The sequence below is a fragment of the Burkholderia sp. AU18528 genome, from assembly GCF_002223215.2.
Classification (GTDB): domain Bacteria; phylum Pseudomonadota; class Gammaproteobacteria; order Burkholderiales; family Burkholderiaceae; genus Burkholderia; species Burkholderia semiarida.
Genome location: NZ_NKFC02000007.1, coordinates 61,939 through 88,239, shown reverse-complemented (window position 1 = coordinate 88,239; position 26,301 = coordinate 61,939). Strand labels below are relative to the sequence as shown.

Here is a 26,301-nt window from a genome sequence, read left to right as displayed (position 1 = left end):
GCGGTGTTATGCACGGAGACCGGTCCGCATAGAGTCAGACGACAAATGAGCAAAACACGCGTATCAACGGCTGATGTTACGGGCAAGGCGGCCACGCGGGTACCCGCGATATCACGACAACGGCAGCGTGGATCTGGACCGAGCCAACTTGACCCACATCGGGCGGTCGCAGACGCCATTGCGCAACTTTTCCAGCCCTACACGGAAGTAGTGCTGCATGACCTGACGACACAAACTGTTGCCTATGTCGCAAACAACCTGTCCAGGCGGGAAATTGGAGACGACTCGGCTCTTGACGAAATTGGTTTCGATGAGCAGGAGAACGTTATTGGGCCCTACGAGAAGATCGGGTGGGACGGGCGCAAGATTCGCTCCATCACTGCCATTCTGCGGACCGAGGCCGGCCACCCTATGGGAGTCATGTGTATCAACTTCCATCTAGCGCCCCTGGATCAAGCAAAACAGGCGCTCGAGCTACTGCTTTCGAGTGCAATCGTTCAGCCGCAGCCGAAGGCATTGTTCAGAGATGATTGGCAGGATCGCGTCAATGTATTTCTCAACCATTGGCTGCAGGAGAGAAAGCTGACCTTATCCATGCTCACGCGTGAGCATAAGCGCGAGTTGGTCGCTGCGCTGTATGCAGAAGGGGCATTCGCCGGGAAAAGCGCCGCGAACTACGTCGCGAAGCTGCTCGCTTTGGGGCGAGCGACAATTTTCAATTATTTGAAAGAGCTGAGGGGAGAAGGGTGACAAACGATTTGTTCGAGCGAATTATCGAAGCGCATCGCGCGATTCGTCCGCAAGTTGCGGTGACGCCACTTTCGTTCAGCCCCATGCTGTCGGAAATGACCGGCTGCCAGGTGTATCTAAAGGGCGAGCATCTTCAACACACGGGTTCATTCAAGTTCCGCGGAGCTACGAACAAGATTCGCCTGCTCGATACGCAGAAGCGCGGAAATGGCGTCCTCACTGTGTCGAGTGGGAACCACGGACAGGGTGTGGCCCTCGCGGGCAAGCTGGCTGGCGTGCCTGTAACCGTATATGCGAGCAGTAGCGCCTCGGCCATCAAACTCGATGCGATTCGCGCATGGGGGGCCGAAGTTGTCACCATTGACGACACGACGCTCGCAGTCGAGCTGGAGGCGGCCCGCCAGGCCAGACTACGGGGCATGGCCTTCATTTCCCCCTACAACGACATCGATGTTATTGCCGGGCAGGGTACGGTGGGCGTGGAGATCTGCGAGCAAGGTCGCGCCGACGGTGTAGAGCTGGCTGCTGTTTTCGCCTCGGTAGGCGGTGGCGGCCTTATCTGCGGCGTTGGGACGGCCATGAAGCAGCTTAGTCCGGATACGAACATCGTTGCGTGCTGGCCGAAGAACTCGACGGCGCTGTACAACTCATTGCAAGCTGGTGAGATTGTCGAGAGCCCGGAATTTGACACGATTTCTGATGGTACGGCCGGCGGTATCGAGCCCGGTTCCATCACGTTCGATATTGCCCAGCGCATTATCGACAGGTCGGAGCTGGTTAGCGAAGAGGAAATCAAGGCGGCCATGAAGCTGCTTGCGCAAACGGACCGCTGGATGGTGGAAGGTGCGGCGGGCGTTGCCCTTGCTTCGATGCTGAAGCTCGCCCACATGTATCAAGGACGAGCACTAGCCGTTGTCCTGTGTGGACGCAACATCATGCTGGACAAATTCATTGAGGCGGTGAAATGAAAGTCTGGAGCAAGGAAGAAATTCTTGCGCGCTTCAACGTTGATCGCGCAGTTCGCATGATTGAAGAAGGCCTGATCGCCTATTCACAAAAGGCGGCGCTTGTGCCGCCGGTGCAGAACTTTTACTTTGCAGCCGCCAACGGCGACTGTTGCATCAAATCCGCCTACGTTGACGGTGCCGAAACCTTCGCCGTCAAGGTCTCTTCCGGCTTTTACAATAACCCGGCGGCCGGACTACCCAGCAATAGCGGGCTTGTGATGCTTTTGTCCGCGAAGACCGGCCACCCCGTTGCACTGTTGCAAGACGGCGGCTGGCTAACCGCTGTCCGCACCGCGATTGCAGGGCAGCTGGCGGCTCGTCTTCTTGCGCCCCGCAACGTCCGCGGTATCGGCATCCTGGGCACAGGTCAGCAGGCACGCTTGCAACTGGAATATCTGAAGCCCATCACCGCCTGCCGTGAAGTTCACGTCTGGGGACGAGATGCGGAGCAGGGTGAGTGCTTCGCATCGGATATGTCTGCGCAGGGATTCAGCGTTCATGTGCATCGGACGCCCGAACCGGTCGCGCGAAATGCAAACCTGATTGTGACGGCGACGCCCTCGCGGGCGGCACTCGTAAAGTCCGAGTGGGTCGGTGCGGGTACGCACATCACGGCGGTCGGAGCTGACAGCGCCGGCAAACAGGAACTCGACCCGGAAATTATCGCCCGGGCGGGCATGATTGTCGTGGACTCGAGAGAACAGTGCAGTAGCTATGGCGAGATTTCACATGCCCTTTCCGCAGGTCTCATCAAATCGACCGCATTACATGAGCTTGGAACATTGCTCGCGACAAATGATAGGGCCCGCGATGACTCCGACGCAGCACAAATTACCATCGCGGACTTGACGGGTGTCGCGGTGCAGGATGCACAGGTCGCAAACAGCATTGTGGCTAGCGCGTGAGCCGCATCCTGGCAGCGAAACCATTCCAGAGGGTCGGCAGCCACTCTGCGTTGCCGATTTTCGTGGAAGCGATTACGCGAAAGCGCCGTTTTCGGTATTGGGTGCCGCCTCTGCGTAGTATCGGCGAGGTGACGCCACCTCGGCGTAGATTAACCGCCTCGTAGCAATCGCAGCGTTGTGCTATCTGGTACGCATCCAAGCCGGTCAATACCGGTCGGGCATGTTGGCAGCGGTCCTTTACTCTCCGGTGGTGGTTCGATTTTGGTGACCGGCTGAGCGACTGGTCCGGAAGCAATTGGAATCGCGGGCGCTTTCGCTGCAGTGACCGAGCGTCGATCATGGTGGCGCGGTTGCGTTCCATGTTTAATGAAGCTCCGCGCGGTCTGAGCGCTCTGCGCGGTTGCGGGGCGATGTAGGCGTGACCAGCAACACGGGCCGATAACGCTCACCGCAAGCAGGGACGCAACTGTCAGGGTAAAGCGTCGGTGTGGTCGGCGCTCCGGTCGTGCCTGGATAATCAACGTGGCCGGTGCCTGCTGGATAGATGGCGTCAGCTCGACCACGACCGGTTGAATCTCGCGTGGGGGAGGCGAGTGCGGCAGCGGCCCGCCGACAGGAACCATGCCACGGTCCGTAGCGCAGGCCCGTAACAGTGCGAGGGGCCATCGGCGGGTGTCACTCCGCTCGATGAGCGGCCAAGCTAGCAAATCCTCAAGACCGGAATCGTCGGCGATCGCGATACGGTCCGTACCGCGCGGCACCTCCGAGTCGTGCGGAATTCCGCCGTCGAATAGAACCGCGCAACGCGGGTAACCAGGATCCTGACCGGCATAGCGGCGCAACGCGTCCTTCAACGCATGCATCGTGTGACGCACCTGGAGGCAAGGATTTTTCCAGCGCTGGCCGGTGCGTCGTGCAGTCCAGTGTGCGTCGGTCAGGCCGCCCATCACGGGCTGCAGGTAGTGTTTCACTTCGATGACGAGCGTCGTAACCAACGTGCTGACCAGAATGTCGCATTCGCGCTCCTCACATCGGGCGTTGAATAGCACGATGGCGGATTCTCCGCGCCGCTGCAGAATGTCGACAATCCTGGCAAGTACGCGCTGCTCGGCCGCATTGTACGGTGCCTCTGGGTCGCCGCAGTAAACCTCAATGGTCATGCGCGATAATTGGTCGGTTGAAATCGCAATTGGACCATGTTGAGAAAAATGCGACAAGGCCATTTTCTATAAGCTTGGCCGACAGAAACAATGCGCCGAACCATGCCACCAAATGAACTTGGTCGCAGCGGTGGTCGGGTCTCCTCTTGGGGGCACCGTACACAATACTCATCGTTAAATGAGATGCAATGCAAGAGCCCCCAAATGAGATATCTCTGATTGGAACGAGACACCAAGAATCCATTCTGCACATGCAGTCGTTATGTTGGAGCGCGGAGCTCCCGACGCAACAAGCTTTCGTAGGGCGACAAACCAGATTGTTACTATCAGAAAAGTCGAAAGCGCATGCCAATCGCGAGAGTATGCAACGACGCAGCTCAAGCCCAAAAGAAACGTCGCGACGCGCAGAGACAACTCGGACACAAGCTTGGCGAAAACACGCCCGACTGCGATGAGTAACAAGCTATCTCGATAGCGTGTCGGCAACGTTCCTCCGACACTAGACAGAAGAACGATTGTGGCCAACGCGCAAAGCGCATTGATCTTGAGAGCGAAGCCCAGTACCACCATAAGCCAACTCGATTCTATTGCGATACTTGGCAGCCGTAGTACTGCGAGACCAAAGACGAGACCGACCAAGAAAAATGCGCCGAGATTGAGTTCGGTTTTGCGGTGTGAGATGGAGCAATATAGAGACATGTGCGGCTCCTGCATTGTTCGGTTTGTCGGGAAATGGGGGGCAGAGTGGTAGGAATAAGTGCGTTAAATGCTTGTCGAAAACATTATGCTGTATAAAGATACAGGAAACGAACCGCTGCGGAGGTCGTCGTGTCTGGCTACATCTTTGTATCGCCTAGATCTGACCCCGGAATGGGGCGCCCGTTGACCGACCCGATACTGCGGGCGGGCGTACGTCCGACGATGGGAACGTGTCGCCCTGACCTGCGGCGCCTTGTCCAGCTGGGCGGCGAGATATTCGTGATCAGCGGGAGCATGGGTAAGTCGGTCAAGCAGTATGTTGTCGGCGGCTTTGAGGTCGACAGCAAGTTGGAAAGCCAGCTCGCGGCATATGACCAATTCCCGGAAAACCGACTGCAATTCGATGAGAACGGACGGCGTCAGGGAAACATCATCGTGACGGCCGATGGCGAGCACGATCCCCGGGACGACCATACAAACTTCGACCGGCGGATTCGTAACTACCTCGTTGGGACGAACCCGGTGATTCTGGAGACCGTAGAAGAAGTGGCGTCGGGGCGCGAGCATTCGCTGAGGATTTTGGCCGAGGTATTTGACCGGCCGCATGCGCGGAGTGTACGAGAGATTGTTGGGCGGATGCGGAAGCTATCCGACGCGCAAGCCGATCGACTTCGCTGCGCTTTGCTGGAACTGAAAAGTGAGGTGCGATAGTGCTCAACATCGCAGAGCACCTTCGCAGCCGGCAGCTAACCTGGGAGAAGGTTGCTGAGAGCGCCGGCATATCCACCGCGCGACTACATGACGTCGCGGGTGGCGCCGACACGTCTTTGGGCGAAATGCGCCGGATTGCCAAGGCTTTGCGAGTGCCGGTTTCCGCTGTCCTCGAGGAGACCGCTGCAGAACCCATCAAGTTATTGTTCCGGCAGACCATCGGGCAGCGAACCGCGGATCTATCGTCATCGGTCGAGATACTGGCGGCTCAAATTCAAGACGCTTTGTCGATCGCGAGGGATCTTCCTCCGAATACGGGGTGGCTAGAGGCGTTTCGAGGAATGCATGTCTCGTTGGGCTCCGCTGAACGTTTTGCCGATCTGTTTCGCAGCACGTTTGCCGGTCTTGGTGACACGGAGCCTTTTCTCACGTTGCCAAGCGTCGTAGAAAGCTTGAATGTGCACGTGCTGTATGCACGAGACGCAAGTATCGAGGGCGTATCCGCAATTGTTGAGGGCCATGCATTCATCATTGTCGGTGCCCGGACGTTCAAGCCGCGGACGTTTTTCACTATCGCCCACGAGCTTGGGCACCTGGTAGCGCATCATTCGCGTCGAGATTCGGGTTATGTGATGCTCGACGGGGAGCGTGACGTTGGTAGCATCGACCATACTCCTCGCCGCGCGGAAGAGCAGTTTGCTGATGCATTTGCATCCAGCCTAGTGTTGCCTCGACACGGTGTGTTGCAAGCATTGTCTGCTATTCGCGAACAATTCGGTGCGAGCGGCCCACTGGGCGATGTGGAAATCCTGTCACTCGCGCGGTTCTATGGCGTGAGCTTCGAAGTGGCGGCACGTCGATGTGAGCAACTGGATTTGTTGCCTGCGCGCGGAGCCCGTGCACTGTATCAGCAGCTTGTCGATGCATTTGGTAACCCGGAGCGACGCGCGGACAGCTTGGAACTCGCTGCGCGAGAGGATTTCGAGATTGCCACGTCTCCGAGTTTGCTCGAGGCCGCAGGAAACCTGATAAGAGCGGGTACCCTTTCTCTCGGGCGCGCCGCTGAATTGCTCAACGTACCCGCATCAACGCTGTTTGCCGTCAATGCGAGTACCCGCGAGTGATAATCATATTGGACGCGTCGACACTGATTAATCTCGCGAACGGCGGGGTGTTGAACGTTGTCCTGAGCCTGCCTGGTGTTCGCTTCCTGGTCAGTAGCGTTGTCCGAGGCGAGTCGAAGTCGGTCGTCAGTGCGGTCGATGCTGTGATTGCGGACGGCATTCTCGGTCTGGTGGACGATGACCTGATCTCGATACGAACGTTTCGTGCTGCAAAGGAGAGGCTCGGCCTCGGCGCCGGCGAAACGGAGTGTATTTTGGCGGCTGAGCAGATGGGCTGCGTCCTGGCATGTGATGACTTGGCTGCCCGGTCTGCCGCAAAGAAGGCGTTGGGAGCTGGCCAAGTGCGCGGCAGTATTGGGTTGCTCAGGATGGCGGTCGAGGCGAACATGTTGAACCGCGAAGCCGCGTATCTCGCCTATCAATTGATGCGCAATCGTGGCGGATACTTGCCCGAGTTGTCTCCGGTCGATTTCTGAAGGTCCGATCAAATTGTCTCGGGTCTCAGTCCCAAGGGGTCGTTGCGAAGCGGATTGGGCGCCGTCTCCGCGAGAGACAACCTCACGGCCGCGAACGGATTGCCGATCGTCTTCCTGGTGCGAGTTGCAGCTTGAAACCATTTTCCACACGATGCGCACTCATGGTCGAGGTGGGGCGTGTACGCGAGCTCGGCGGTGTCAAAGTGTGGTGTTTGGCAATGCGGGCAGTCCAGTGCGACGACGCGTCCCTCGAGGTGTGGCATCGCCTTCTGCGCCATGAAATGGCGTACGTGCTCAGCATCGACGCTGATCCCATCAATGACTATCTTAGCGTAAGTGTCGTCGACGACCGGCAGTTCATTGCTGGATTTCGCAAAGCAATGCAGGTGTATGCCGGTCTCCTCTGGGTGGGGTGAGGTCCACACAATCGCTGGATTGGATCCCCATATTTGTATCCCGCCGGCATAGTCTTGTTGACGGACGCTGATTGTCCGTGGTGCTTTCACCGACCGCCGCGTCTGGGATTCGAATGCACGATGTAGCGCAGACAAAGGATTGCCAATCCCAGTGACTGCGTCAGAGAATTGGAAACCGCATCCATGGCATTGGTGGCGCCGATGGGGATGGACCGCGAACCAATCCCTGTCCAAATGTGCGAAGCCACAATGTGCGCAGGAGACTGGATGGGTAGCGAAGCCAAATACGCCGGAGACCATGTAGTTGATGGCATCCACTTCGTCGACTTCTGTCCACTCGTCCGAGATGAGGTCGGTGGCTAGTCGGAGGCGTAGCTTCCGGTATGTTTGATCAATCTCCTTCGCGTCGCCATCCGCACGTCTGGCGTGCACATGGATTCCCCGGTCGGTCGGGCAGCGCGTTGTGTCATAGACAGCCGGTACGGAGCCCCACAGGGCGACACCGCCAAGAAAGTGCGATAGGTCGAGATCCAGTGTGGCGGATTTGGGGATGGGCCGATCATTTGCCGCGACGCAAACAGGGGCTGGGACGCCGTATTTTGCTGTTGCGTTTGCATGATGCGCCAAACACCAGTAGCGGTAGCCACCATCGCGTCTCTTTCCGACCTGAACGATTTTGCACTTCACAGTTTTCTCTCTTAAGTGTGCTTATCACAATCACCGTAAGTCGTTATGCGCTGGTGATTTTCCGAAAGCATGCGAATTTAGGTTACCCCTTGTTGGTTCGATCCGCTTCCCTGCGTGATGGTGCAACGCTCTGATTATAAAGAAAGTATTTCTCTTGTCATCCTATGCTTCGTTTTGGTCGTCGCCCGACGAGTTCAAGCAGCGGTATTGTTTAACCGAAGTAACCGAGGCCATTCCCCCAGATTGAAATGGCCCGAAGAAATCAGGCACGTCAGTTCGACCAATCTATGCCTTTCGAGCCGAGGCCACGTAACTGGTAGACGCGATCTCCAGTGGCTTATGAGGCTCGCCGAAGCAGCACGAATTTCACCAGTGCTGACATCAGCAATACGCGAAAGCGGTTACATCGATTTTCGGTGCTGTTCTTCGGCTGCGCGGACTTTGCCAACGGGGTGCTCGGAAGAGCCGGTTCGGTCTCCCATTGGACTGGCTATCGACTTGAACGTAGAAATGTGATCCGGCTTCTCGCCCAGGGCGAGAAGGCGTTTTTGGTTAGATGTGGATGCGCCATGTACCGCGGGCGTCCCGGGCCCCCGTGGGATGCCTGTATCTGCATCTAATCGAAAGTTGTATCCATATCTAATCGAAAGCTACAGTTGTGACCCGTCAGGCCGCGTTAACCCTGATTAAAAAACGTTATCACGGTGAAAAATTCCGCATCTTATTGAACCGATATCGGCTCGATATAGTGGCTCGCTTTCCCGCACGCCTCGCCCGGCGTGCGCAGACGAACGGCAGGAGCCCCTTGATGACCACCGATACCCGATTCACCGAAGTCGAGGATCTGATGCCCGCCGCCGGCGGGCTGCGCGAGATCCGTCACCACATCCATCACCATCCGGAACTCGCATACGAAGAGCACGACACGGCCGCGCTCGTCGCGGACAAGCTCGAGCAATGGGGCTGGCAGGTGACGCGCGGCGTCGGCAAGACGGGCGTCGTCGGCACGCTGCGCGTGGGCGACGGCGCGCGCAGCATCGGCATTCGCGCGGACATGGATGCGCTGCCGATCGTGGAGGCGACCGGCCTGCCGTATGCGAGCGGCACGCACGGCAAGATGCACGCATGCGGCCACGACGGCCATACGACGATGCTGCTCGGCGCCGCGCAGCATCTCGCGAAGACGCGCAACTTCTCCGGCACCGTACACCTGTATTTCCAGCCGGCGGAGGAGCACGGCGTCGACAGCGGCGCGAAGAAGATGATCGACGACGGCCTGTTCGAGCGCTTCCCGTGCGACGCCGTGTTCGGCATGCACAACCATCCGGGCGCGGCGCCGGGCGTGTTTCTCACGCGGCGCGGCCCGTTCATGTCGGCGGGCGACAAGGCGATCATCACGATCGAAGGCGTCGGCGGCCATGCGGCGCGGCCGCACCTGACGGTCGATCCGGTCGTCGTCGCGGCGAGCATCGTGATGGCGCTGCAGACGATCGTCGCGCGCAACGTCGACCCGTCGCAGCCGGCGGTCGTCACGGTCGGCTCGATGCACGCGGGCACCGCGAACAACGTGATTCCGAACGGCGCGCGCCTCGAACTCAGCGTGCGTTCGTTCAGCCCGGAAGTGCGCGCGCTGCTCAAGCGCCGCATCACCGAGCTGGCCGAAACGCAGGCCGCGAGTTACGGCGCGACCGCGAATGTCGAATACATCGAAGGCTATCCGGTCGTCATTAATTCGGACGCCGAAACCGACTTCGCGGCTCAAGTCGCACGCGAACTCGTCGGCGATGCGCACGTGGTCGAGCAGACCGACCTGCTGATGGGCAGCGAGGATTTCGCGTTCATGCTGCAGCAGCGGCCGGGCTCGTTCGTGCGGCTCGGCAACGGCGAAGGCGAGGACGGCTGCATGGTGCACAACCCGAAATACGACTTCAACGATCGCAACCTGCCGATCGGCGCGGCGTTCTGGACGCGCCTCGTCGAGCGTTACCTCGGGCAGTGATCGCGGCGGCGGCGTGCGGCCGGCGCTTCCGGCTGCTTTGACAGGAGAGGATAGCGATGCAGAAAGAGCATCTCGCGCTGCACCCCGCGTCGACGGGCGCCGTCGAAGGCGATGCGCGCGGCGCGCCTGCCGTCACGCGACGCGGCGCGATCGCCGCGGCCGTGATCGGCAACTGGCTGGAATTCTTCGACTTCACCGTGTACGGCTTCTTCGCGGTGCTGATCGGCAAGCTGTTCTTCCCGTCGAGCGACCCGACCACGTCGCTGCTGCTGTCGGTCGCGACCTTCGCCGCCGGCTTCTTCACGCGGCCGCTCGGCAGCGTCGTGCTCGGCGTCTACGCGGACCGCAAGGGGCGCAAGGCCGCGCTGAACCTGACGATCATGCTGATGGCGCTCGGCACCGGGCTGATCGCGATCGCGCCGACCCATGCGCAAGTGGGCGTGGCCGCACCGCTGCTCGTCGTGTTCGCGCGGCTGTTGCAGGGCTTCTCGCAGGGCGGCGAATTCGGCGCGGCGACGTCGACGCTGCTCGAACAGGGCGGCACGTCGCGCCGCGGGTTCCGCGCGAGCTGGCAGCTCGCGACGCAGGGCGGCGCCGCGCTGATGGGCTCCGGGTTCGCGGCGCTGCTGTCGAACACGATGACGAAGGACGCGCTGGAAAGCTGGGGCTGGCGGCTGCCGTTCCTCGTCGGCGTGCTGATCGCGCCGGTCGGGATGTTCTTGCGCCGCCGGCTCGCGGACGACGCGCCCGGCGACCGTCATCACGGCATCGAGCGCGGCGTGCTGCACGAACTGTTCTCGAAGCACACGCGCACGGTGGTGCTGCTGATGCTCACGGTAATGGGCGGCACGGTGTCGACCTACATCCTGACCTTCTACATGCCGACCTACGCGATTCATACGCTCGGTCTGCCGATGAAGCTGTCGATGTTCGTCGGCGTCGCGTCGGGCTGCGTGATGCTGGTCACGTGCCCGCTGTTCGGCTGGCTGTCGGACAAGCTCGGCAGCCGGCGCCTGCCGATCTTCGTCGGCCGCGGCGTGCTGGTCGCGCTGCTGTTCCCGGCGTTCTGGCTGATGAACCATCATCCGACGCTGTCGGTGATCCTGCCGCTGACCGCGCTGATGCTGTTGTTCTATTCGCTCGGCTCGGCGTCGGAAATGGCGCTGATGTGCGAGTCGCTGCCGCGCCACGTGCGCGCGACGGGCATCTCGATCGCGTATGCGCTCGCGGTGACGATCTTCGGCGGCACCGCGCAACTGATCGCGACGTGGCTCGTGAAGACGACCGGCAGCAAGCTCGCACCGGCCGGCTACGTGGCCGCATGCGTGGTGCTGTCGCTGATCGCGGTCGCGATGCTGCGCGAGACGGCGCGCGAATCGCTGGACTGACGCGCGATGCGGGTGGCGGCGCGGCCATGCGCGCCTACCGCCCGCGCATCGCTGGATCGCGGAGCAGTATTTCGATTTCAACCCGTACGGCGACCGAGCGTCGCGCTGGCTCGTTCTCCCGATTCCCCTTTTCATCGGTTCAGGATCATCGATGCAGATTCGCACCACGCCGCTCCTGTCGCCGTCGATCGGCACGCAGCGCACGCTGACGAGCTTTCATTTCGGGCCGGCCGACTGCGGCCGCAAGATCTACCTGCAGGCCGCGCTGCACGCGGACGAGACGCCCGCGATGCTTGCCGCGGTCATGCTCAAGCAGCGCCTCGCGCAACTCGACGCCGAAGGCCGGCTCGCGGCCGAAATCGTGCTCGTGCCGGTGGCCAACCCGGTCGGCCTCAATCATCATCTGCTCGGGCAGTTCATCGGCCGGTTCGATCTCGCGAGCGGGCGCAACTTCAATCGCGGCTTCCTGCCGCTCGCGGAGATCGCCGCGCGTGCGCGCGACCGGCTGGGCGACGACGGCGTGCGCAATCGCGCGATCGTGCGCGAATGCGTCGGCGCGGCGCTCGATGAAATCGCGCCGCGCACCGAATTCGATGCGCTGCAGCTTGCGCTGCTGACGCTGTCGCACGACGCCGACGTCGTGATCGACCTGCATTGCTCGCTCGAAGCGGTGATGCACGTGTACACGAGCGACACCGCGTGGCCGGACGTGGAGCCGCTCGCGCGTTATCTCGGCGCGGAGGTGTCGCTGCTCGCGGAGGATTCGGGCGGGAATGCGTTCGACGACGCGCATCATCTGTTGTGGTCACGGTTGCGCGCGCATTTGCCGTCCGGCACGCCGATGGCGACGGGTACCGTGGCCGTGACGGTCGAGTGTCGCGGCCAGCGCGACGTGACGTACGACTACGCGGGCCGCGACGCCGGCGCGCTCGTCGACTATCTCGTCTGGTGCGGCGCGGTGCGCGGCGAACGCGCGCCGCTGCCGCCGCTGGCCGCGCCGGCCACGCCGCTCGCGGGCAGCGAGCAGTTTTACGCGCCGGTGAGCGGGATTCTCGTGCACCGTGCGCCGATCGGCGCGATGATCCGCGCCGGCGATCCGCTGTTCGACATCGTCGATCCGCTGACGGATGCGGTCACGACGATCTCGAGCGCGACCGACGGCGTGTTCTACATGCGGCGCGCGATCCGCTTCGTGACGGCCGGCGCGCCGCTCGGGCGCGTGACGGGCACGGTGCCGGTGCGAAAGGGGATGCTGCTGGGGGCGTGACGACGCCGTGTCCGACGGATTCGGAGCGCAATTTCGTTCCCGTCAAATTGATCGGACGCGCGCGCGCCCGTAAATTGAGCGACGCGGAGTTCGCTCCGTGTTTTGCAAGAAGGATGTTGCAGAGCGATTGGAGTTTTCGCGGGCGGCCTGTGTCGCCCGTTTTTTTATTTCACTGCGACGACGGTTCGGCAGCGGGCCGATGTCGGCGCCCTCGAGGAGCACGCGAGCGGATACCGGACGATTGCGGCCGCGGCGCATAGGAGGCAACAACATGATCCGACGTAAGGTTGTCGTCGCATCGCCCGTCGCGACACGAACCCTGTTGGGGAACATCCGCGCCTTGATCGAAGCGGCGCGGCAGCGCGCCGCATCTGCGGTGAATAGCGAGCTGACGATGCTTTATTGGCGCATTGGCCGGCTCGTTCATGTCGAAGTCCTTGCGGGCAAACGGGCCGACTATGGTGAGGAAGTGCTTCCCACGCTTGCGGCGCAGTTGACGAAAGATTACGGCGGCGGCTTCGCCGTGAAGAATCTTCGCCGCATGGTGCAGTTTGCCGTGACCTTTCCGGACGAGCGGATTGTCGTATCGCTGATACGACAATTGAGCTGGACACATTTCATTGCGTTGATTCCGCTGAAAGACCCGCGTCAACGTGACTACTATGCGCAGATGGCCAATGTGGAACGCTGGAGCGTCAGGACGCTGCGCGAGCGTATCGACTCGATGTTGTACGAGCGCACCGCGCTTTCACGGAAGCCGGATGCGCTGATCGCCGCGGAGCTGGCAACGATGCGGGATGCACAACGCATGTCACCCAGCCTCATCATGCGCGATCCATATATTCTCGATTTCCTGGGTTTGCGCGACACCTGGCAGGAAGGCGACCTGGAGACCGCGATCATTCGCGAAATGGAAGCCTTTCTGCTGGAGCTGGGTGCCGGCTTCACGTTCGTCGCGAGGCAAAAGCGCATCCAGATCGACGACGAGGATTTCCATCTCGACTTGCTGTTCTACAACCGGAAGCTGCGGCGGCTGGTCGCTGTAGAGTTGAAGGTCGGTGAGTTCAAGGCCGCGTACAAGGGGCAGATGGAGCTGTATCTGCGCTGGCTCGACAGACACGAGCGGGAGGCTGATGAAGCGCCACCCCTTGGAATCATTCTCTGCACCGGAAAAAAATCAGAGCAGATCGAGCTGCTGGAACTGGATAAGTCCGGCATCCACGTGGCGGAGTATCTGACGGCTTTGCCGCCGCGTGCGGTGCTGACCGAACGGCTGCAGCAAGCGATGCAACGGGCACGGTTGCAAATCAGGCCCCGCAGCGCAGCGCGGAATACGGACTGATGTGTTCCGCGCCCGCGCTCACCCCCGCCGCGCCACCAGTTCCGATACCGTCTGCGCGGCCTGCTGCAGCGGGCCGAGAAACTCCTTCACCATCTGCTTCGCGGTATGCCGCTGCGCGTTGCCGCTGATGTTCATCGCGGCGATGATCTGCCCGCGCCGGTTGCGGATCGGCGCGGACAGCGACATCAGCCCCACCTCGAGTTCCTGATCGACCACGGCCCAGCCCTGCTGGCGCACCTGCGCGATCGTCGCCTTCAGTTCGCCGATGTCGGTGATCGTGCGCGGCGTGTGCGCGCGGATGCCGCTCTGCGCGAGCGTTTCGTCGAGTGCCGCGTCGTCGAGCGCGGACAGCAGCACGCGACCCATCGACGTGCAGTACGCGGGCAGCCGGCTGCCGATCGACAGGTTGATCGTCATGATCTTGCGGGTCGGCACGCGCAGCACGTAGACGATCTCGGTGCGGTCGAGCACCGCGGCCGAACAGCTTTCGTGGATCTGTTCCGACAGTTGCTCCATCACCGGATCGGCGAGATTCCAGAACGGCATCGACGTCAGGTACGCGAAGCCGAGCTCGAGGATCTTCGGCGTGAGCCGGAACAGCCGGCCGTCGGCCTCGACGTAGCCGAGCGTCTGCAGCGTGAGCAGGATCCGGCGCGCGCCCGCGCGCGTGAGGCCGGTGGCCGACGCGACCTCGGTGAGCGTCTGCTCCGGGCGCGCCGCGTCGAACGCGCGGATCACCGCGAGGCCGCGCGCGAACGACTGTACATAGGAATCGCCGGGTTTCGTCTGAATATCGTCGGTTGTCATGAGGGCCTGGAATGTCGTGCAGCCGAGAAGATAGCGCATGGGGCCCGACACGCCAACCGCCCGGCGCGCCGCGCGCTTGACAGGGCATCCCCGCACTCCCTATGATGCGTTGAACGTTCGATACACGATCTTATGTTCGTATATAGAACATTTAAGCGCATCCCGGCGGGCAATGCAAGGGGCGCGCCCTGTTCATTTCCCAGCCTTTCACGGGACCGGAGACACTGATGACCGAAGCTTTTCTGTGTGATGCGATCCGTACGCCGATCGGGCGTTACGGCGGTGCACTGTCGGGCGTGCGCGCCGACGATCTGGGCGCGGTGCCGCTCAAGGCGCTCGTCGAGCGCAATCGCGACGTCGACTGGACGGCGATCGACGACGTGATCTACGGCTGCGCGAACCAGGCCGGCGAGGACAACCGCAACGTCGCGCGCATGTCGCTGCTGCTCGCGGGCCTGCCGCAGGGCGTGCCGGGTTCGACGATCAACCGCCTGTGCGGTTCGGGGATGGATGCGGTCGGCGTGGCCGCGCGTGCGATCAAGTCGGGCGAAGCCGCGCTGATGGTCGCGGGCGGCGTCGAGAGCATGACGCGCGCGCCGTTCGTGATGGGCAAGGCCGCGAGCGCGTTCGCGCGGCAGGCCGACATCCACGACACGACGATCGGCTGGCGCTTCGTCAATCCGTTGATGAAACAGCTGCACGGTGTCGATTCGATGCCGGAAACCGCCGAGAACGTCGCGGTCGACTACAACGTCAGCCGCGCGGATCAGGACCTGTTCGCGCTGCGCAGCCAGCAGAAGGCGGCGCGCGCGCAGCAGGACGGCACGCTGGCTGAAGAAATCGTGTCGGTCACGATTGCGCAGAAGAAGGGCGATCCGGTGGTCGTGTCGCGCGACGAGCATCCGCGCGAAACGTCGCTCGAAGCGCTCGCGAAGCTGAAGGGCGTCGTGCGCCCGGACGGCTCGGTCACGGCCGGCAACGCATCGGGCGTCAACGACGGCGCCGCCGCGCTGCTGCTGGCGAACGAGGTAACCGCGAAGCGCTTCGGCCTGACGCCGCGCGCCCGCGTGCTGGGGATCGCGACGGCCGGCGTCGCGCCGCGCGTGATGGGCATCGGCCCCGCGCCGGCCACGCAGAAGCTGCTCGCGCGGCTCGGGATGACGATCGACCAGTTCGACGTGATCGAACTGAACGAAGCGTTCGCGTCGCAGGGCCTCGCGGTGCTGCGCATGCTCGGCGTCGCCGACGACGATCCGCGCGTGAACCCGAACGGCGGCGCGATCGCGCTCGGCCATCCGCTCGGCGCGTCGGGCGCGCGCCTCGTGACGACCGCGATGTACCAGCTGCATCGCACGAACGGTCGCTTCGCGCTGTGCACGATGTGCATCGGCGTCGGCCAGGGCATCGCGATCGCGATCGAACGCGTCTGACCGGCGCGATGTGGTGAAGCGGTCGCATACGCGCCGCTTTACCGTTGCGCTGTTTCCGCCATGACGGGCGGCACGAGTTGTCTCGTGCCGCCCGTCGTCGCTTTCGTCGTTAATCGGCCTGCGACAGTCGCGGCAGACGCGCCGCTATCCGCGTACCGGGCCGTCAGGCCGTCGGCCCTTCGAGGTGAATGTCCTCGGGCTCGAGCGCGTAAAGCTCGGGATCGGGCGCCGTGCTGACCGTGAAGCCGAGCCGCAGGTAGAAGTCGATCGTGCGCCGCGACGGCGTGGCCGATACATACAGGCGCTCGGCACCCATTGCACGTGCGTGCACCTGCGCCGCGCGATAAAGCTGTTCGCCGAGTCCGCAACCGCGCCAATCGTGGCTCACGTGCAGGAACTTCAACTGAAGCATGTCGCGCTGCGGGCCCAGCGGCCGGCTGTCGACGACGACGGCCGCGACGAGCCGCGTGCCGTCGAACCTGCCGAGAAACCAGCCGCCGCGGTCGTGGCAGTCGAGCAGGATCGGCGTGTAGTGATCGGCTTCGCCGTCGGGCCAGCCGGCCACGTCGTAGAACTCGGGCACGAGATGCAGCGCGCCGTCGCGCAGCACGTACAGGTGTTCGATGATTTCGCGCCGGTCGATGGTCCACACGAGCGGCACGTCGTCGCGGGCCAGCGGGCGGGCCGACAGCGCGTCGCGTTCGGCGGTAGTGCGGCGCGTCACGCGGCTACCCGGTGCGCGGCGATTGCGTACATCAACGGCAGGCGCGGCATGCCTTCGGGCGGCACCATCCGGCGGCCGTCCAGTTCGCGCATGCCGTCGAAGCCCTTCCAGCCGTTCGAGTACGGATATTCGTTCAAGCGGTCGATCACGAGCCCGGCCGAGACCAGCGCATTCACCACGTCGCCGATGCCCCACATGAACTCGTAGCTCGGATGCGGGTTCGCGAAATCGACGATGCCCGGATGGTCGTGCTGCGCGCCGAGCCCCGTGCCGGAGGCCGCGACGTAATCGCCGACGCCTGCGGGTTCCTCGGTCGCGTCGCCGTTGAAGTAGTCGTAACGCGGCCGCCACTGTTCGTCGAAATACAGGGCGAACGGATGGAACTCGACCATCGCGAAGCGGCCACCCGGCGCGAGCAGCGCGGCGATCCCGCGCGCCCATGCGGTCAGGTCCGACAGCCAGCAGATCGCGCCGTACGACGTGAATACGCGATCGAAGCGTTCGCCGCGCGTGGCGGCTTCGGGCATCCAGTCGAGTATGTCGGCGCGCTCGAACCGCGCGGGCAGGCCCGCGTCCGCCGACAGTTGCCGCGCGAAGTCGATCGCCTCGTCGGAGATGTCGACGCCGGTTGCGTCCGCGCCGTCGCGCACGAGGCTCAGCGTGTCCTGTCCGGCGTTGCATTGCAGGTGCAGGAGCCGCAGACCCGCGAGATCGCCGAGCAGTTCGCGTTCTTCCGGAAACAGCGTTGAGCCGCCATTGCGGAAAAATGCAGCCTGATCGCCTTTATGGCTGTTATGCGCGACCGTCGCCGTATTCCAGGACAACCGATTCAGTTCGTGCCATGCCTTTTTCATCGAATTCGAATTCCGGTGGAATGGAGCAGGATAAGTCAAATCGTTTCGCCACGCGCAACGGATGTCGGCATTGGCACGCCGGGCGGCGCGTTGTGACAAGCGGATAAACGCGAGTTGCGATTATCGCCTGAATGTTTGATCGAAATCATGGCAATGGCCGATTTGCATAGTTTATGCACGACAGGATTAAGGTTTTCCGGTGAATTGCCGACAGTAAGGACGAGAGTGTCGTAAAGCGATCAACCGTTTTTCGGCTACTGAGCGCGAATTCAGCGCGGCGCGGACGATAGATCCGCCTTTCGGAGCCTTGCATGCGCAACAACCAGCCCGTTACCCAACAGGAATTCGATTTTCCCGACGACGTCACGCTGATGTCGACGACCGATGCCGACAGCATCATCACTTACGCGAACACGACGTTCGCGCAGGTAAGCGGTTTCTCGAACGAGGAACTCGTCGGCCAGCCGCACAACGTGGTGCGTCACCCGGACATGCCGAAGGAAGCGTTCGCCGACATGTGGGCGACGCTTCAGGCCGGCGAGCCGTGGACCGCGCTCGTGAAGAACCGCCGCAAGAACGGCGACCACTACTGGGTGCGCGCGAACGCGATTCCGGTGATGCGCGACGGCGCGCCGCACGGCTACATGTCGGTGCGCACGAAGGCGCCGCACGACGAGAGCGAAGCCGCGGACGCGCTGTATCGCGCGTTTCGTGAAGGCAAGGCCGGCCGGCGCCGGTTCCACAAGGGGCTCGTGATCCGCACCGGGCTGCTGCGTGTCGCGTCGCTGGCGCAGACGATGTCGGTGCGTGCGCGCGTTCATTCGGCACTGTGCGTACTGGCGCCGACGGTCGTCGGCGCCGGCTGGGCGGGCGGATTGACCGGCGGCGGGCTCGCGGCGTTCGCCGTCGTGACGGCCGGCGCGGCGGCCGCGGCCGGCTGGTGGCTCGACGCGCAGATCGTGCAACCGCTGAAGCGTCTGCACGAGCAGGCGCTGAACGTCGCGACCGGTGAAAGCCGGCGCGGCGTGCGGATGAACCGTGTCGACGAGATCGGCATGACGCTGCGCACGATCAACCAGCTCGGGCTGATGTTTCGCTGGCTCGTCGACGACGTCAGCGAGCAGGTGCACAACGTCCAGCGCGCGAGCAACGAGATCGCGCAGGGCAACAGCGACCTGAGCGCGCGTACCGAGCAGGCCGCATCGAGCGTGCAGCAGACGGCCGCGTCGATGGCCGAGATGACGGCTACCGTGTCGAGCAACGCGGAAACGGCGCTGCAGGCGAATCAGTTGTCGGTTTCCGCGAGCGAGGCGGCCGGGCGCGGCGGGCAGGCGGTGAGCGAAGTCGTCGCGACGATGAACGACATCACCGCCAGCTCGCGCAAGATCGCGGACATCATTGGCGTGATCGACGGCATCGCGTTCCAGACCAACATTCTCGCGCTGAACGCGGCCGTCGAGGCCGCACGCGCAGGCGAACAGGGGCGCGGCTTCGCGGTGGTGGCGGGCGAGGTGCGCGCGCTCGCGCAGCGCAGCGCGAACGCGGCGAAGGAGATCAAGACGCTGATCGGCGCGAGCGTCGAGCGCGTCGAATCGGGCGCGCGGATCGTCGACGGCGCGGGCAAGACGATGGAGGACATCGTCACGCAGGTGAAGCGCGTGTCGGATCTGATCGCGGAGATCAGTTCGTCGACGGCCGAGCAGAGCACGGGCGTCGCGCAGGTCGACCAGGCGGTCGTGCACCTGGACAACATCACGCAGCAGAACGCGGCGTTGGTCGAACAGAGCACGGCGGCGTCGGAGAGCCTGAAGCAGCAGGCGACGCGGCTCGTGGATGCGGTGAACGTGTTCAGGTGACGGCGTAAAAGCGTGCGCGACGTGCGGGTTCGATCGATGAATCCGGCGTGTCGCGCACAGCGTTCATTCGGATTTTTGGATTGAATCGAATGGCGGAAAACGAGAAATATTCGTATTTCCGATTTTACCGGCGCACGTTGAATCAGACCGGATGCACGAGGTCGAATGATCAGACGAATCGCCGGCAAACCGTTGCCCGACAAGGCAATTCGTTTATCCATGAACATATTGTTCGGCAAAAACACGATGATGCATGTTTAATGCATATTTATCCGGATTCGGCATAATGTTTTCGCCGAATTTGCCGAAAGCGCAGGAGTCGACTTACACGCATGCGACTCGATCGTCATGCGCGGGGTCTCGAATCAATCGACGAGCGGACGCAAGATCCGCCACCCGGAGCTCCACACAATGCGCAACAACCAGCCCGTCACGCAACGCGAATTCGAATTTGCCGACGATGCGACGCTGATGTCGACGACCGATGCCGACAGCTACGTCACGTACGCGAACGCGGCATTCATTCAGGTCAGCGGCTTTTCTCCCGAGGAGATCGAAGGTCAGCCGCACAACGTGGTGCGGCATCCGGACATGCCGAAAGAGGCGTTCGCCGACATGTGGGCGACGCTCCAGGGCGGCGAGCCGTGGACCGCGCTCGTGAAGAACCGCCGCAAGAACGGCGATCACTACTGGGTGCGTGCGAACGCGATTCCGGTGATGCGCAACGGGCAGCCGAAAGGCTACATGTCGGTGCGCACGAAGGCGACGCGCGACGAGATCGCGGCCGCCGAGGCGCTGTATCGCGATTTCCGCGAAGGCAAGGCCGGCAGCCGCCGGTTCCACAAGGGATTGATCGTTCGCACGGGCGCACTGCGTGTGGCGTCGCTGTTCCAAACGATGTCGGTGCGAGCCCGGCTGGTATCGACGCTGTGCGTGCTGGCGCCGGCCGTCATCGGCGCCGGCTGGGCGGGCGGGTTGACCGGCGGGGCGCTCGCGGCATTTGCCGGTGCGGCGGTCGGCGTGACGGCGGCGGCCGGGCTGTGGCTCGACGCACAGATCGTGCGGCCGCTGCGGGAACTGCGCGACGAGGCGTTGCGCGTGGCGACCGGCGAAAGCCGCAGCGGCGTGCGGATGAACCGCGTCGACGAGATCGGCATGACGCTGCGCACGATCAACCAGCTCGGGCTGATGTTCCGCTGGCTCGTCGACGACGTCAGCGAGCAGGTGCTGAACGTGCAGCGCGCGAGCAACGAGATCGCGCAGGGCAACAACGACCTGAGCGCACGTACCGAGCAGGCGTCGACGAGCGTGCAGCAGACGGCCGCGTCGATGGCCGAGATGACGGCCACCGTGTCGAGCAATGCGGAGACGGCGCTGCAGGCGAATCAATTGTCGGTTTCCGCGAGCGAGGCGGCCGGGCGCGGCGGGCAGGCGGTGAGCGAAGTCGTCGCGACGATGAACGACATCACCGCCAGCTCGCGCAAGATCGCGGACATCATCGGCGTGATCGACGGCATCGCGTTCCAGACCAACATTCTCGCGCTGAACGCAGCCGTCGAGGCCGCGCGGGCGGGCGATCAGGGGCGCGGCTTCGCGGTGGTGGCGGGCGAAGTACGGGCGCTCGCGCAGCGCAGCGCGAACGCGGCGAAGGAGATCAAGACGCTGATCGGTGCGAGCGTCGAGCGTGTCGAATCGGGCGCGCGGATCGTCGACGGCGCGGGCAAGACGATGGAGGACATCGTCACGCAGGTGAAGCGCGTGTCGGATCTGATCGCGGAGATCAGTTCGTCGACGGCCGAGCAGAGCACGGGCGTCGCGCAGGTCGACCAGGCGGTCGTGCACCTGGACAACATCACGCAGCAGAACGCGGCGCTCGTCGAACAGAGCACGGCGGCGTCGGAAAGCCTGAAGCAGCAGGCGACGCGTTTGGTGGAGGCGGTGAACGTATTCCGCTGATCGCGGAACGAGAGGAAGGGTGACGCGGGCGCGACGGAGAGGGGTACCGGCCCGCGTCGGGCCGCCCGGTTCCGGCCGGGCGGCCAGGGCCTGTCGCCGAAAGCGGCAGGCCCCGAACCGTCAGACGGCGAGGCAGAGGTACTTGATCACGACGTAGTCGTCGATGCCGTAGTGCGAGCCTTCGCGGCCGAGGCCCGATTGCTTGACGCCGCCGAACGGCGCGACTTCGTTCGAGATCAGGCCCGTGTTCACGCCGACCATCCCGTATTCGAGCGCCTCGGCCACCTTCCACACGCGGCCGATGTCGCGGCTGTAGAAGTAGGCGGCGAGGCCGAACTCGGTGTCGTTCGCGAGACGGATCACCTCGTCGTCGCTGCCGAACTTGAACAGCGGCGCGAGCGGCCCGAACGTCTCTTCCTTCGCGACCTTCATCGCCGGCGTGACGCCCGTCAGCACGGTCGGCTCGAAGAAGCCGTGGCCGAGCGCGTGGCGCTTGCCGCCCGTCACGACAGTCGCGCCCTTCGCGAGCGCGTCCTCGATGTGCGCCTCGACCTTCAGCACGGCGGCTTCGTTGATCAGCGGGCCCTGCGTGACGCCCGGCTCCGTGCCGCGGCCGACCTTCAACTGGCCGACGGCCGCCGCGAGCTTCTGCGCGAACTGGTCGTACACGGCTTCGTGCACGTAGAAGCGGTTCGTGCACACGCACGTCTGGCCGCTGTTGCGGTACTTCGACGCGATCGCGCCCTGCACGGCCGCATCGAGATCGGCGTCGTCGAACACGATGAACGGCGCGTTGCCGCCGAGTTCCAGCGACACCTTCTTGACCGTCGCCGCGCATTGCGACATCAGCAGGCGGCCGACCGGCGTCGAGCCGGTGAACGACAGCTTGCGCACGATCGGGTTCGACGTCAGCTCGCCGCCGATCGCCTTCGGATCGCCCGTGACGACGCTGAACACGCCGGCCGGCACGCCCGCGCGCTCGGCCAGCACGGCCATCGCGAGCGCGGAGAACGGCGTCGCCTCGGCCGGCTTCACGACGATCGGGCAGCCCGCGGCGAGCGCCGGGCCGACCTTGCGCGTGATCATCGCCGCCGGGAAGTTCCACGGCGTGATCGCCGCGCATACGCCGATCGCTTCCTTCGTCACGACGATGCGCTTGTCGCTCGCCGGCGTCGGGATCGTGTCGCCGTACACGCGCTTGCCTTCTTCCGCGAACCACTCGAGGAACGACGCCGCGTAGGCGATCTCGCCCTTCGCTTCGGCCAGCGACTTGCCTTGCTCGGTGGTCAGGATCAGCGCGAGGTCGTCGGCGTTTTCCATCATCAGGTCGTGCCACTTGCGCAGGATCGTCGCGCGTTCCTTCGCGGTCTTCTTGCGCCACGCCGGCCATGCGGCGTTCGCGGCCTCGATCGCATGACGCGTCTCGGCCGTGCCCATCGCCGGCACGGTGCCGAGCAGGCCGCCCGTCGCCGGATTGCGGACGTCGAACGACTCGCCGGTCGCCGCGTGTTGCCATTCGCCATTGATGTACGCCTGCTGGCGGAACAGCGACGGATCTTTCAGTGCCAGGGTTTCCTGAACGGTGCTCATGTGAATCGCCTGCTTCGAAAAAGGACGGATAAGGACCGATGAAAACGGCCGCCGCCGTCTTCACGACGGCGGCGGCGCATTCAGTTGACGTGGACGGGCACTCAGGCCGGCACGCCGACCGTTTCCTTCAGCACTTCCTCGAGGATCGCGAGCGCTTCGTCGAACACGGCTTGCGGGATCGTCAGCGGGAACAGGAAGCGCACGACGTTCGAGTACACGCCGCACACGAGCAGCAGCAGGCCGCGCTCGAGCGCACGCGTCTGCACGCGCTTCGTGAATTCGGCATCCGGCTCGCCCGAACCCGGCTTCAGGAATTCGACCGCGATCATCGCGCCCGGGCCGCGCACGTCGGCGATCTGCGGCACGTCGGCCTGCAGCGCATTCAGCTTCGCCTTCAGCACGTCGCCGAGCTGCGTCGCGCGCTCGCACAGCTTCTCTTCGTCGATGATCTCGAGCACCGCGTGCGCCGATGCGACGGCCAGCGGGTTGCCCGCGTACGTGCCGCCGAGGCCGCCGGGCGCCGCTGCGTCCATCACGTCCGCACGGCCGACGACGCCCGACAGCGGCATGCCGCCGGCGAGGCTCTTCGCCATCGTGATCAGGTCGGCCAGCACGTCGTAGTGCTGCATCGCAAACAGCTTGCCGGTGCGTGCGAAGCCCGTCTGCACTTCATCGGCGATCAGCAGGATGCCGTGTTCGTTACAGATCTTGCGCAGCGCGCGCACGAATTCGGCCGGCGCCGGGTTGAAGCCGCCTTCGCCCTGGACCGGTTCGAAGATGATCGCGGCGACACGCTTCGGATCGATGTCGGCCTTGAACAGCATCTCGATCGCCTTGATCGAGTCGGCGGTCGTCACGCCGTGCACGGCGTTCGGGTACGGCGCGTGGAACACGTCGCCCGGGAACGGGCCGAAGTTCAGCTTGTACGGCGCGACCTTGCCGGTCAGCGCCATGCCCATCATCGTGCGGCCGTGGAAGCCGCCCGAGAATGCGATCACGCCCGGACGGCCGGTCGCCGCACGCGCGATCTTGATCGCGTTCTCGACGGCTTCGGCGCCGGTCGTGAAGAACGCGGTCTTCTTCGGGAAGTCGCCCGGCGCGCGTGCGTTGATCTTCTCCGCCAGCTCGACGTACGACGCGTACGGGACGATCTGGTAAGCGGTGTGCGTGAAGTTGTTCAACTGATCCGCGATCGCCTTGACGATCTTCGGGTGGCGGTGGCCCGTGTTCAGCACCGCGATGCCGGCGGCGAAATCGATGAAGCGGCGGCCTTCGACATCCCACAGCTCCGCGTTCTCGGCGCGGGCTGCGTAGAAATCGCACATCACGCCGACGCCGCGCGGGGTGGCGGCGTTCTTGCGGGCCTGCAGATCGGCATTCTTCACGGTCATCTCCTTGATGTTCTTCCCGGTGAGTAGAAAATCGGCCGCCTTGGCGGCCCATGGAGGCGACTATAATCACATTTGGCTCCGGCAATCAGAGCCATTTCAATAAATATTCAGGAGCCAATCATGCGCGCGAGCGTGTTGTCGGACTGGCTGGCGCAGCGCCTCGTGCGCGGCGGCGAACAGCCGATCTACCGGCAGCTTCACCGGCTGCTGCAACAGGCGATCCTGTCGCGCGAACTGCCGGCCGGCACGCGCGTGCCGTCGTCGCGGCTGCTGGCCGCCGAGCTCGGGATCGCGCGCAACACGGTCACGCAGGTTTACGAACAGCTTGCGCTCGAAGGCTACGTGAACTCGGCGACGGGCCGCGGCACGTTCGTCGCCGACAGCGCGCCCGACGAGATCGTCGGCGCGCCGGCCGATCCGGCTGGCGGGCCGGCGGTCGTGCCTTCGTCCACGCGGCGGCTGTCTACGCGCGGCACGCGGCTCGTCGAGGGCGCCGGCGTGTCGAAGCGCCAGGGCGGCGCGTTCATGCCGGGCGTGCCCGATGTGTCGCGATTTCCGGCGCGTGTCTGGACGCGGCTGCACAACAAGTACTGGCGGCGCCTGCGCCCGGACCTGCTGACCTACGCACCCGGCGGCGGGCTCGCGCTGCTGCGCGAGGCGCTGGCCGACTACCTGCGCACGTCGCGCTCGGTGCGCTGCACGCCCGAGCAGATCGTGATCACGACTGGTATCCACCAGTCGATCGATCTCGCGGTGCGCTTGCTGACCGACCCGGGCGACGCGATCTGGACCGAGGATCCGTGCTACTGGGGCGTGCGCAGCGTGCTGAACGTGTCGGGGCTGACCACGCGGCCGATCCCGGTCGACGACGAAGGCATCGCGCCGTCGGCCGCCGATCTCGCCGAGCCGCCGAAGCTGATGCTCGTCACGCCGTCGCACCAGTATCCGCTCGGGATGGTGATGAGCCTCGCGCGGCGGCGGATGCTGCTCGAATACGCGCGCCAGCACGGCTGCTGGATCATCGAGGACGACTACGACAGCGAATTCCGCTACGGCAGCCGGCCGCTCGCGTCGCTGCAAGGGCTCGACACGGCCGGGCAGGTGATCTACGTCGGGAGTTTCGGCAAGACGCTGTTCCCGGGGCTGCGGGTCGGCTATCTGGTCGCGCCGGAGCCGCTCGCGGAAAGTTTCGCGACCGCGAGCGCCGAGCTGTATCGCGAAGGGCAGTTGCTGCAGCAGGCCGTGCTCGCCGAATTCATCGCGGAAGGGCATTTCGTGTCGCATATCCGCAAGATGCGTACGCTGTACGGGCAACGCCGCGAGGTGCTGCTCGACGCGGTCGCGCGCCGCTATGGCGATACGCTGCACGCGCTCGGCAGCGACGCGGGGCTGCATCTCGTCACGCAATTGCCGGCGGGCGTCGACGATCGCGCGGTCGCGCAGGCCGCGCTCGAACGCAACATCGTCGTGCGGCCGCTGTCCGGGTATTACGCGGATCGCGAGCGCGCCGCGTCGGGGTTGCTGCTCGGCTATGCGTGCGTGCCGGAAGACGAGATCGCGACCGCGTTCGCGACGCTGGCCGAGGCGATCGACGAGCGGGCGTTCGGCGGGGCCGTGGCGCTGGCTTGACGCGTGAGCACGGCAATATCGACTCGTTGCGATTCCGTCAAAGACCGATCGAAGCGCAATACGCTCGGCAACGCGGAGAGCGTACCGGGCGCGCTCGCGCGGAATTGCCGATAATAGAACGTTGTTATTCACC

21 protein-coding genes are annotated in these 26,301 nt (G+C 63.8%); 14 read left to right on the top strand and 7 right to left on the bottom strand.

Annotation, left to right across the window (positions count from 1 at the left end):
• Positions 1-45 precede the first annotated feature (45 nt).
• Genes CFB52_RS27095 through CFB52_RS27085 form a run of 3 tightly spaced genes read left to right on the top strand, consistent with a single transcriptional unit; the run spans position 46 to position 2,662 of the window.
• Entirely contained in the window at positions 46-750 is a 705-nt protein-coding gene (locus tag CFB52_RS27095) for a transcriptional regulator (RefSeq protein ID WP_099317982.1), read from the top strand.
• Entirely contained in the window at positions 747-1,718 is a 972-nt protein-coding gene (locus CFB52_RS27090; RefSeq protein WP_099317981.1) for a threonine/serine dehydratase, read from the top strand. The genes CFB52_RS27095 and CFB52_RS27090 overlap by 4 nt, the downstream gene beginning before the upstream one ends.
• Complete coding sequence (locus CFB52_RS27085) at positions 1,715-2,662, top strand: ornithine cyclodeaminase family protein (RefSeq protein WP_060309907.1); 948 nt, start codon at positions 1,715-1,717, stop codon at positions 2,660-2,662. The genes CFB52_RS27090 and CFB52_RS27085 overlap by 4 nt, the downstream gene beginning before the upstream one ends.
• Before the next feature lie 149 nt (positions 2,663-2,811).
• Here CFB52_RS27085 and CFB52_RS27080 read toward each other — a convergent pair whose 3' ends face one another.
• Positions 2,812-3,822 (bottom strand): nuclease-related domain-containing protein, encoded by a 1,011-nt coding sequence (locus CFB52_RS27080; RefSeq protein WP_180278270.1) that lies wholly within the window; start codon positions 3,820-3,822, stop codon positions 2,812-2,814.
• Between the two features lie 828 nt (positions 3,823-4,650).
• Here CFB52_RS27080 and CFB52_RS27075 point away from each other — a divergent pair.
• Genes CFB52_RS27075 through CFB52_RS27065 form a run of 3 tightly spaced genes read left to right on the top strand, consistent with a single transcriptional unit; the run spans position 4,651 to position 6,832 of the window.
• Positions 4,651-5,232, top strand: a complete 582-nt coding sequence (locus tag CFB52_RS27075) for a hypothetical protein (protein ID WP_144029768.1) — start codon at positions 4,651-4,653, stop codon at positions 5,230-5,232.
• Positions 5,232-6,356 carry an ImmA/IrrE family metallo-endopeptidase gene (locus tag CFB52_RS27070; protein WP_099317978.1) on the top strand — a complete coding sequence of 375 codons (1,125 nt, stop codon included), beginning with the start codon at positions 5,232-5,234 and terminating at the stop codon, positions 6,354-6,356. Before CFB52_RS27075 ends, CFB52_RS27070 begins: the two co-directional genes overlap by 1 nt.
• A gap of 8 nt (positions 6,357-6,364) precedes the next feature.
• Positions 6,365-6,832, top strand: coding sequence for a hypothetical protein (locus CFB52_RS27065; protein ID WP_144029767.1), 468 nt, complete (start codon positions 6,365-6,367; stop codon positions 6,830-6,832).
• An 8-nt stretch (positions 6,833-6,840) separates the two neighbouring features.
• Here the strand turns inward: CFB52_RS27065 and CFB52_RS27060 are convergent, their stop codons facing one another.
• Positions 6,841-7,935 (bottom strand): hypothetical protein, encoded by a 1,095-nt coding sequence (locus CFB52_RS27060; protein WP_257220666.1) that lies wholly within the window; start codon positions 7,933-7,935, stop codon positions 6,841-6,843.
• 808 nt (positions 7,936-8,743) lie between these two features.
• Here CFB52_RS27060 and CFB52_RS27055 point away from each other — a divergent pair.
• The 4 genes from CFB52_RS27055 (at position 8,744) to CFB52_RS27040 (ending at position 13,931) form a co-directional block, all read left to right on the top strand.
• On the top strand, positions 8,744-9,934 hold the full coding sequence (locus tag CFB52_RS27055) for a M20 aminoacylase family protein (protein ID WP_059582001.1): 1,191 nt from the start codon (positions 8,744-8,746) through the stop codon (positions 9,932-9,934).
• A gap of 56 nt (positions 9,935-9,990) precedes the next feature.
• Positions 9,991-11,322 carry an MFS transporter gene (locus tag CFB52_RS27050; RefSeq protein ID WP_059582003.1) on the top strand — a complete coding sequence of 444 codons (1,332 nt, stop codon included), beginning with the start codon at positions 9,991-9,993 and terminating at the stop codon, positions 11,320-11,322.
• Between the two features lie 151 nt (positions 11,323-11,473).
• On the top strand, positions 11,474-12,589 hold the full coding sequence (locus CFB52_RS27045) for a succinylglutamate desuccinylase/aspartoacylase family protein (RefSeq protein WP_099317977.1): 1,116 nt from the start codon (positions 11,474-11,476) through the stop codon (positions 12,587-12,589).
• A 271-nt stretch (positions 12,590-12,860) separates the two neighbouring features.
• On the top strand, positions 12,861-13,931 hold the full coding sequence (locus CFB52_RS27040; protein WP_060968284.1) for a YhcG family protein: 1,071 nt from the start codon (positions 12,861-12,863) through the stop codon (positions 13,929-13,931).
• Between the two features lie 18 nt (positions 13,932-13,949).
• Here CFB52_RS27040 and CFB52_RS27035 read toward each other — a convergent pair whose 3' ends face one another.
• Positions 13,950-14,738, bottom strand: coding sequence for an IclR family transcriptional regulator (locus CFB52_RS27035; RefSeq protein ID WP_059582012.1), 789 nt, complete (start codon positions 14,736-14,738; stop codon positions 13,950-13,952).
• A 227-nt stretch (positions 14,739-14,965) separates the two neighbouring features.
• On the opposite strand from CFB52_RS27035, the gene pcaF reads away from it, so the two are divergent.
• A complete protein-coding gene (gene pcaF, locus CFB52_RS27030) occupies positions 14,966-16,168 on the top strand; it encodes a 3-oxoadipyl-CoA thiolase (RefSeq protein WP_099317975.1) in 1,203 nt (400 codons plus the stop codon).
• A 163-nt stretch (positions 16,169-16,331) separates the two neighbouring features.
• Here the strand turns inward: pcaF and CFB52_RS27025 are convergent, their stop codons facing one another.
• Complete coding sequence (locus CFB52_RS27025) at positions 16,332-16,892, bottom strand: GNAT family N-acetyltransferase (RefSeq protein ID WP_099317974.1); 561 nt, start codon at positions 16,890-16,892, stop codon at positions 16,332-16,334.
• Positions 16,889-17,746, bottom strand: a complete 858-nt coding sequence (locus tag CFB52_RS27020) for a class I SAM-dependent methyltransferase (RefSeq protein WP_060309898.1) — start codon at positions 17,744-17,746, stop codon at positions 16,889-16,891. The genes CFB52_RS27025 and CFB52_RS27020 overlap by 4 nt, the downstream gene beginning before the upstream one ends.
• A 311-nt stretch (positions 17,747-18,057) precedes the next feature.
• On the opposite strand from CFB52_RS27020, the gene CFB52_RS27015 reads away from it, so the two are divergent.
• Positions 18,058-19,602, top strand: coding sequence for a PAS domain-containing methyl-accepting chemotaxis protein (locus CFB52_RS27015; RefSeq protein ID WP_099317973.1), 1,545 nt, complete (start codon positions 18,058-18,060; stop codon positions 19,600-19,602).
• Between the two features lie 411 nt (positions 19,603-20,013).
• Positions 20,014-21,558 carry a PAS domain-containing methyl-accepting chemotaxis protein gene (locus CFB52_RS27010; RefSeq protein WP_059582210.1) on the top strand — a complete coding sequence of 515 codons (1,545 nt, stop codon included), beginning with the start codon at positions 20,014-20,016 and terminating at the stop codon, positions 21,556-21,558.
• Positions 21,559-21,678: 120 nt separating this feature from the next.
• Here the strand turns inward: CFB52_RS27010 and gabD are convergent, their stop codons facing one another.
• Together gabD and CFB52_RS27000 are read right to left on the bottom strand one after the other, a co-directional pair.
• The gene (gene gabD, locus CFB52_RS27005) at positions 21,679-23,148 is read right to left on the bottom strand and encodes an NADP-dependent succinate-semialdehyde dehydrogenase (protein ID WP_059582028.1); all 1,470 of its coding nucleotides are present in this window, start codon (positions 23,146-23,148) and stop codon (positions 21,679-21,681) included.
• Between the two features lie 101 nt (positions 23,149-23,249).
• Positions 23,250-24,533: a 4-aminobutyrate--2-oxoglutarate transaminase gene (locus CFB52_RS27000; RefSeq protein WP_059582213.1), complete on the bottom strand. Its 1,284-nt coding sequence runs from the start codon at positions 24,531-24,533 to the stop codon at positions 23,250-23,252.
• 126 nt (positions 24,534-24,659) lie between these two features.
• On the opposite strand from CFB52_RS27000, the gene CFB52_RS26995 reads away from it, so the two are divergent.
• Positions 24,660-26,168 carry a PLP-dependent aminotransferase family protein gene (locus CFB52_RS26995; RefSeq protein ID WP_099317972.1) on the top strand — a complete coding sequence of 503 codons (1,509 nt, stop codon included), beginning with the start codon at positions 24,660-24,662 and terminating at the stop codon, positions 26,166-26,168.
• Positions 26,169-26,301 lie beyond the last annotated feature (133 nt).

What these genes read in the sequence shown, in the direction of transcription:
- CFB52_RS27095 (WP_099317982.1), top strand. Translation starts at nt 46, where the DNA reads ATGAGCAAAACACGCGTATCAACGGCTGATGTTACGGGCAAGGCGGCC.
- CFB52_RS27085 (WP_060309907.1), top strand. Translation starts at nt 1,715, where the DNA reads ATGAAAGTCTGGAGCAAGGAAGAAATTCTTGCGCGCTTCAACGTTGAT.
- CFB52_RS27080 (WP_180278270.1), bottom strand. Translation starts at nt 3,822, where the DNA reads ATGACCATTGAGGTTTACTGCGGCGACCCAGAGGCACCGTACAATGCG.
- CFB52_RS27055 (WP_059582001.1), top strand. Translation starts at nt 8,744, where the DNA reads ATGACCACCGATACCCGATTCACCGAAGTCGAGGATCTGATGCCCGCC.
- CFB52_RS27050 (WP_059582003.1), top strand. Translation starts at nt 9,991, where the DNA reads ATGCAGAAAGAGCATCTCGCGCTGCACCCCGCGTCGACGGGCGCCGTC.
- CFB52_RS27045 (WP_099317977.1), top strand. Translation starts at nt 11,474, where the DNA reads ATGCAGATTCGCACCACGCCGCTCCTGTCGCCGTCGATCGGCACGCAG.
- CFB52_RS27040 (WP_060968284.1), top strand. Translation starts at nt 12,861, where the DNA reads ATGATCCGACGTAAGGTTGTCGTCGCATCGCCCGTCGCGACACGAACC.
- CFB52_RS27035 (WP_059582012.1), bottom strand. Translation starts at nt 14,738, where the DNA reads ATGACAACCGACGATATTCAGACGAAACCCGGCGATTCCTATGTACAG.
- pcaF (WP_099317975.1), top strand. Translation starts at nt 14,966, where the DNA reads ATGACCGAAGCTTTTCTGTGTGATGCGATCCGTACGCCGATCGGGCGT.
- CFB52_RS27020 (WP_060309898.1), bottom strand. Translation starts at nt 17,746, where the DNA reads ATGAAAAAGGCATGGCACGAACTGAATCGGTTGTCCTGGAATACGGCG.
- CFB52_RS27015 (WP_099317973.1), top strand. Translation starts at nt 18,058, where the DNA reads ATGCGCAACAACCAGCCCGTTACCCAACAGGAATTCGATTTTCCCGAC.
- CFB52_RS27010 (WP_059582210.1), top strand. Translation starts at nt 20,014, where the DNA reads ATGCGCAACAACCAGCCCGTCACGCAACGCGAATTCGAATTTGCCGAC.
- gabD (WP_059582028.1), bottom strand. Translation starts at nt 23,148, where the DNA reads ATGAGCACCGTTCAGGAAACCCTGGCACTGAAAGATCCGTCGCTGTTC.
- CFB52_RS26995 (WP_099317972.1), top strand. Translation starts at nt 24,660, where the DNA reads ATGCGCGCGAGCGTGTTGTCGGACTGGCTGGCGCAGCGCCTCGTGCGC.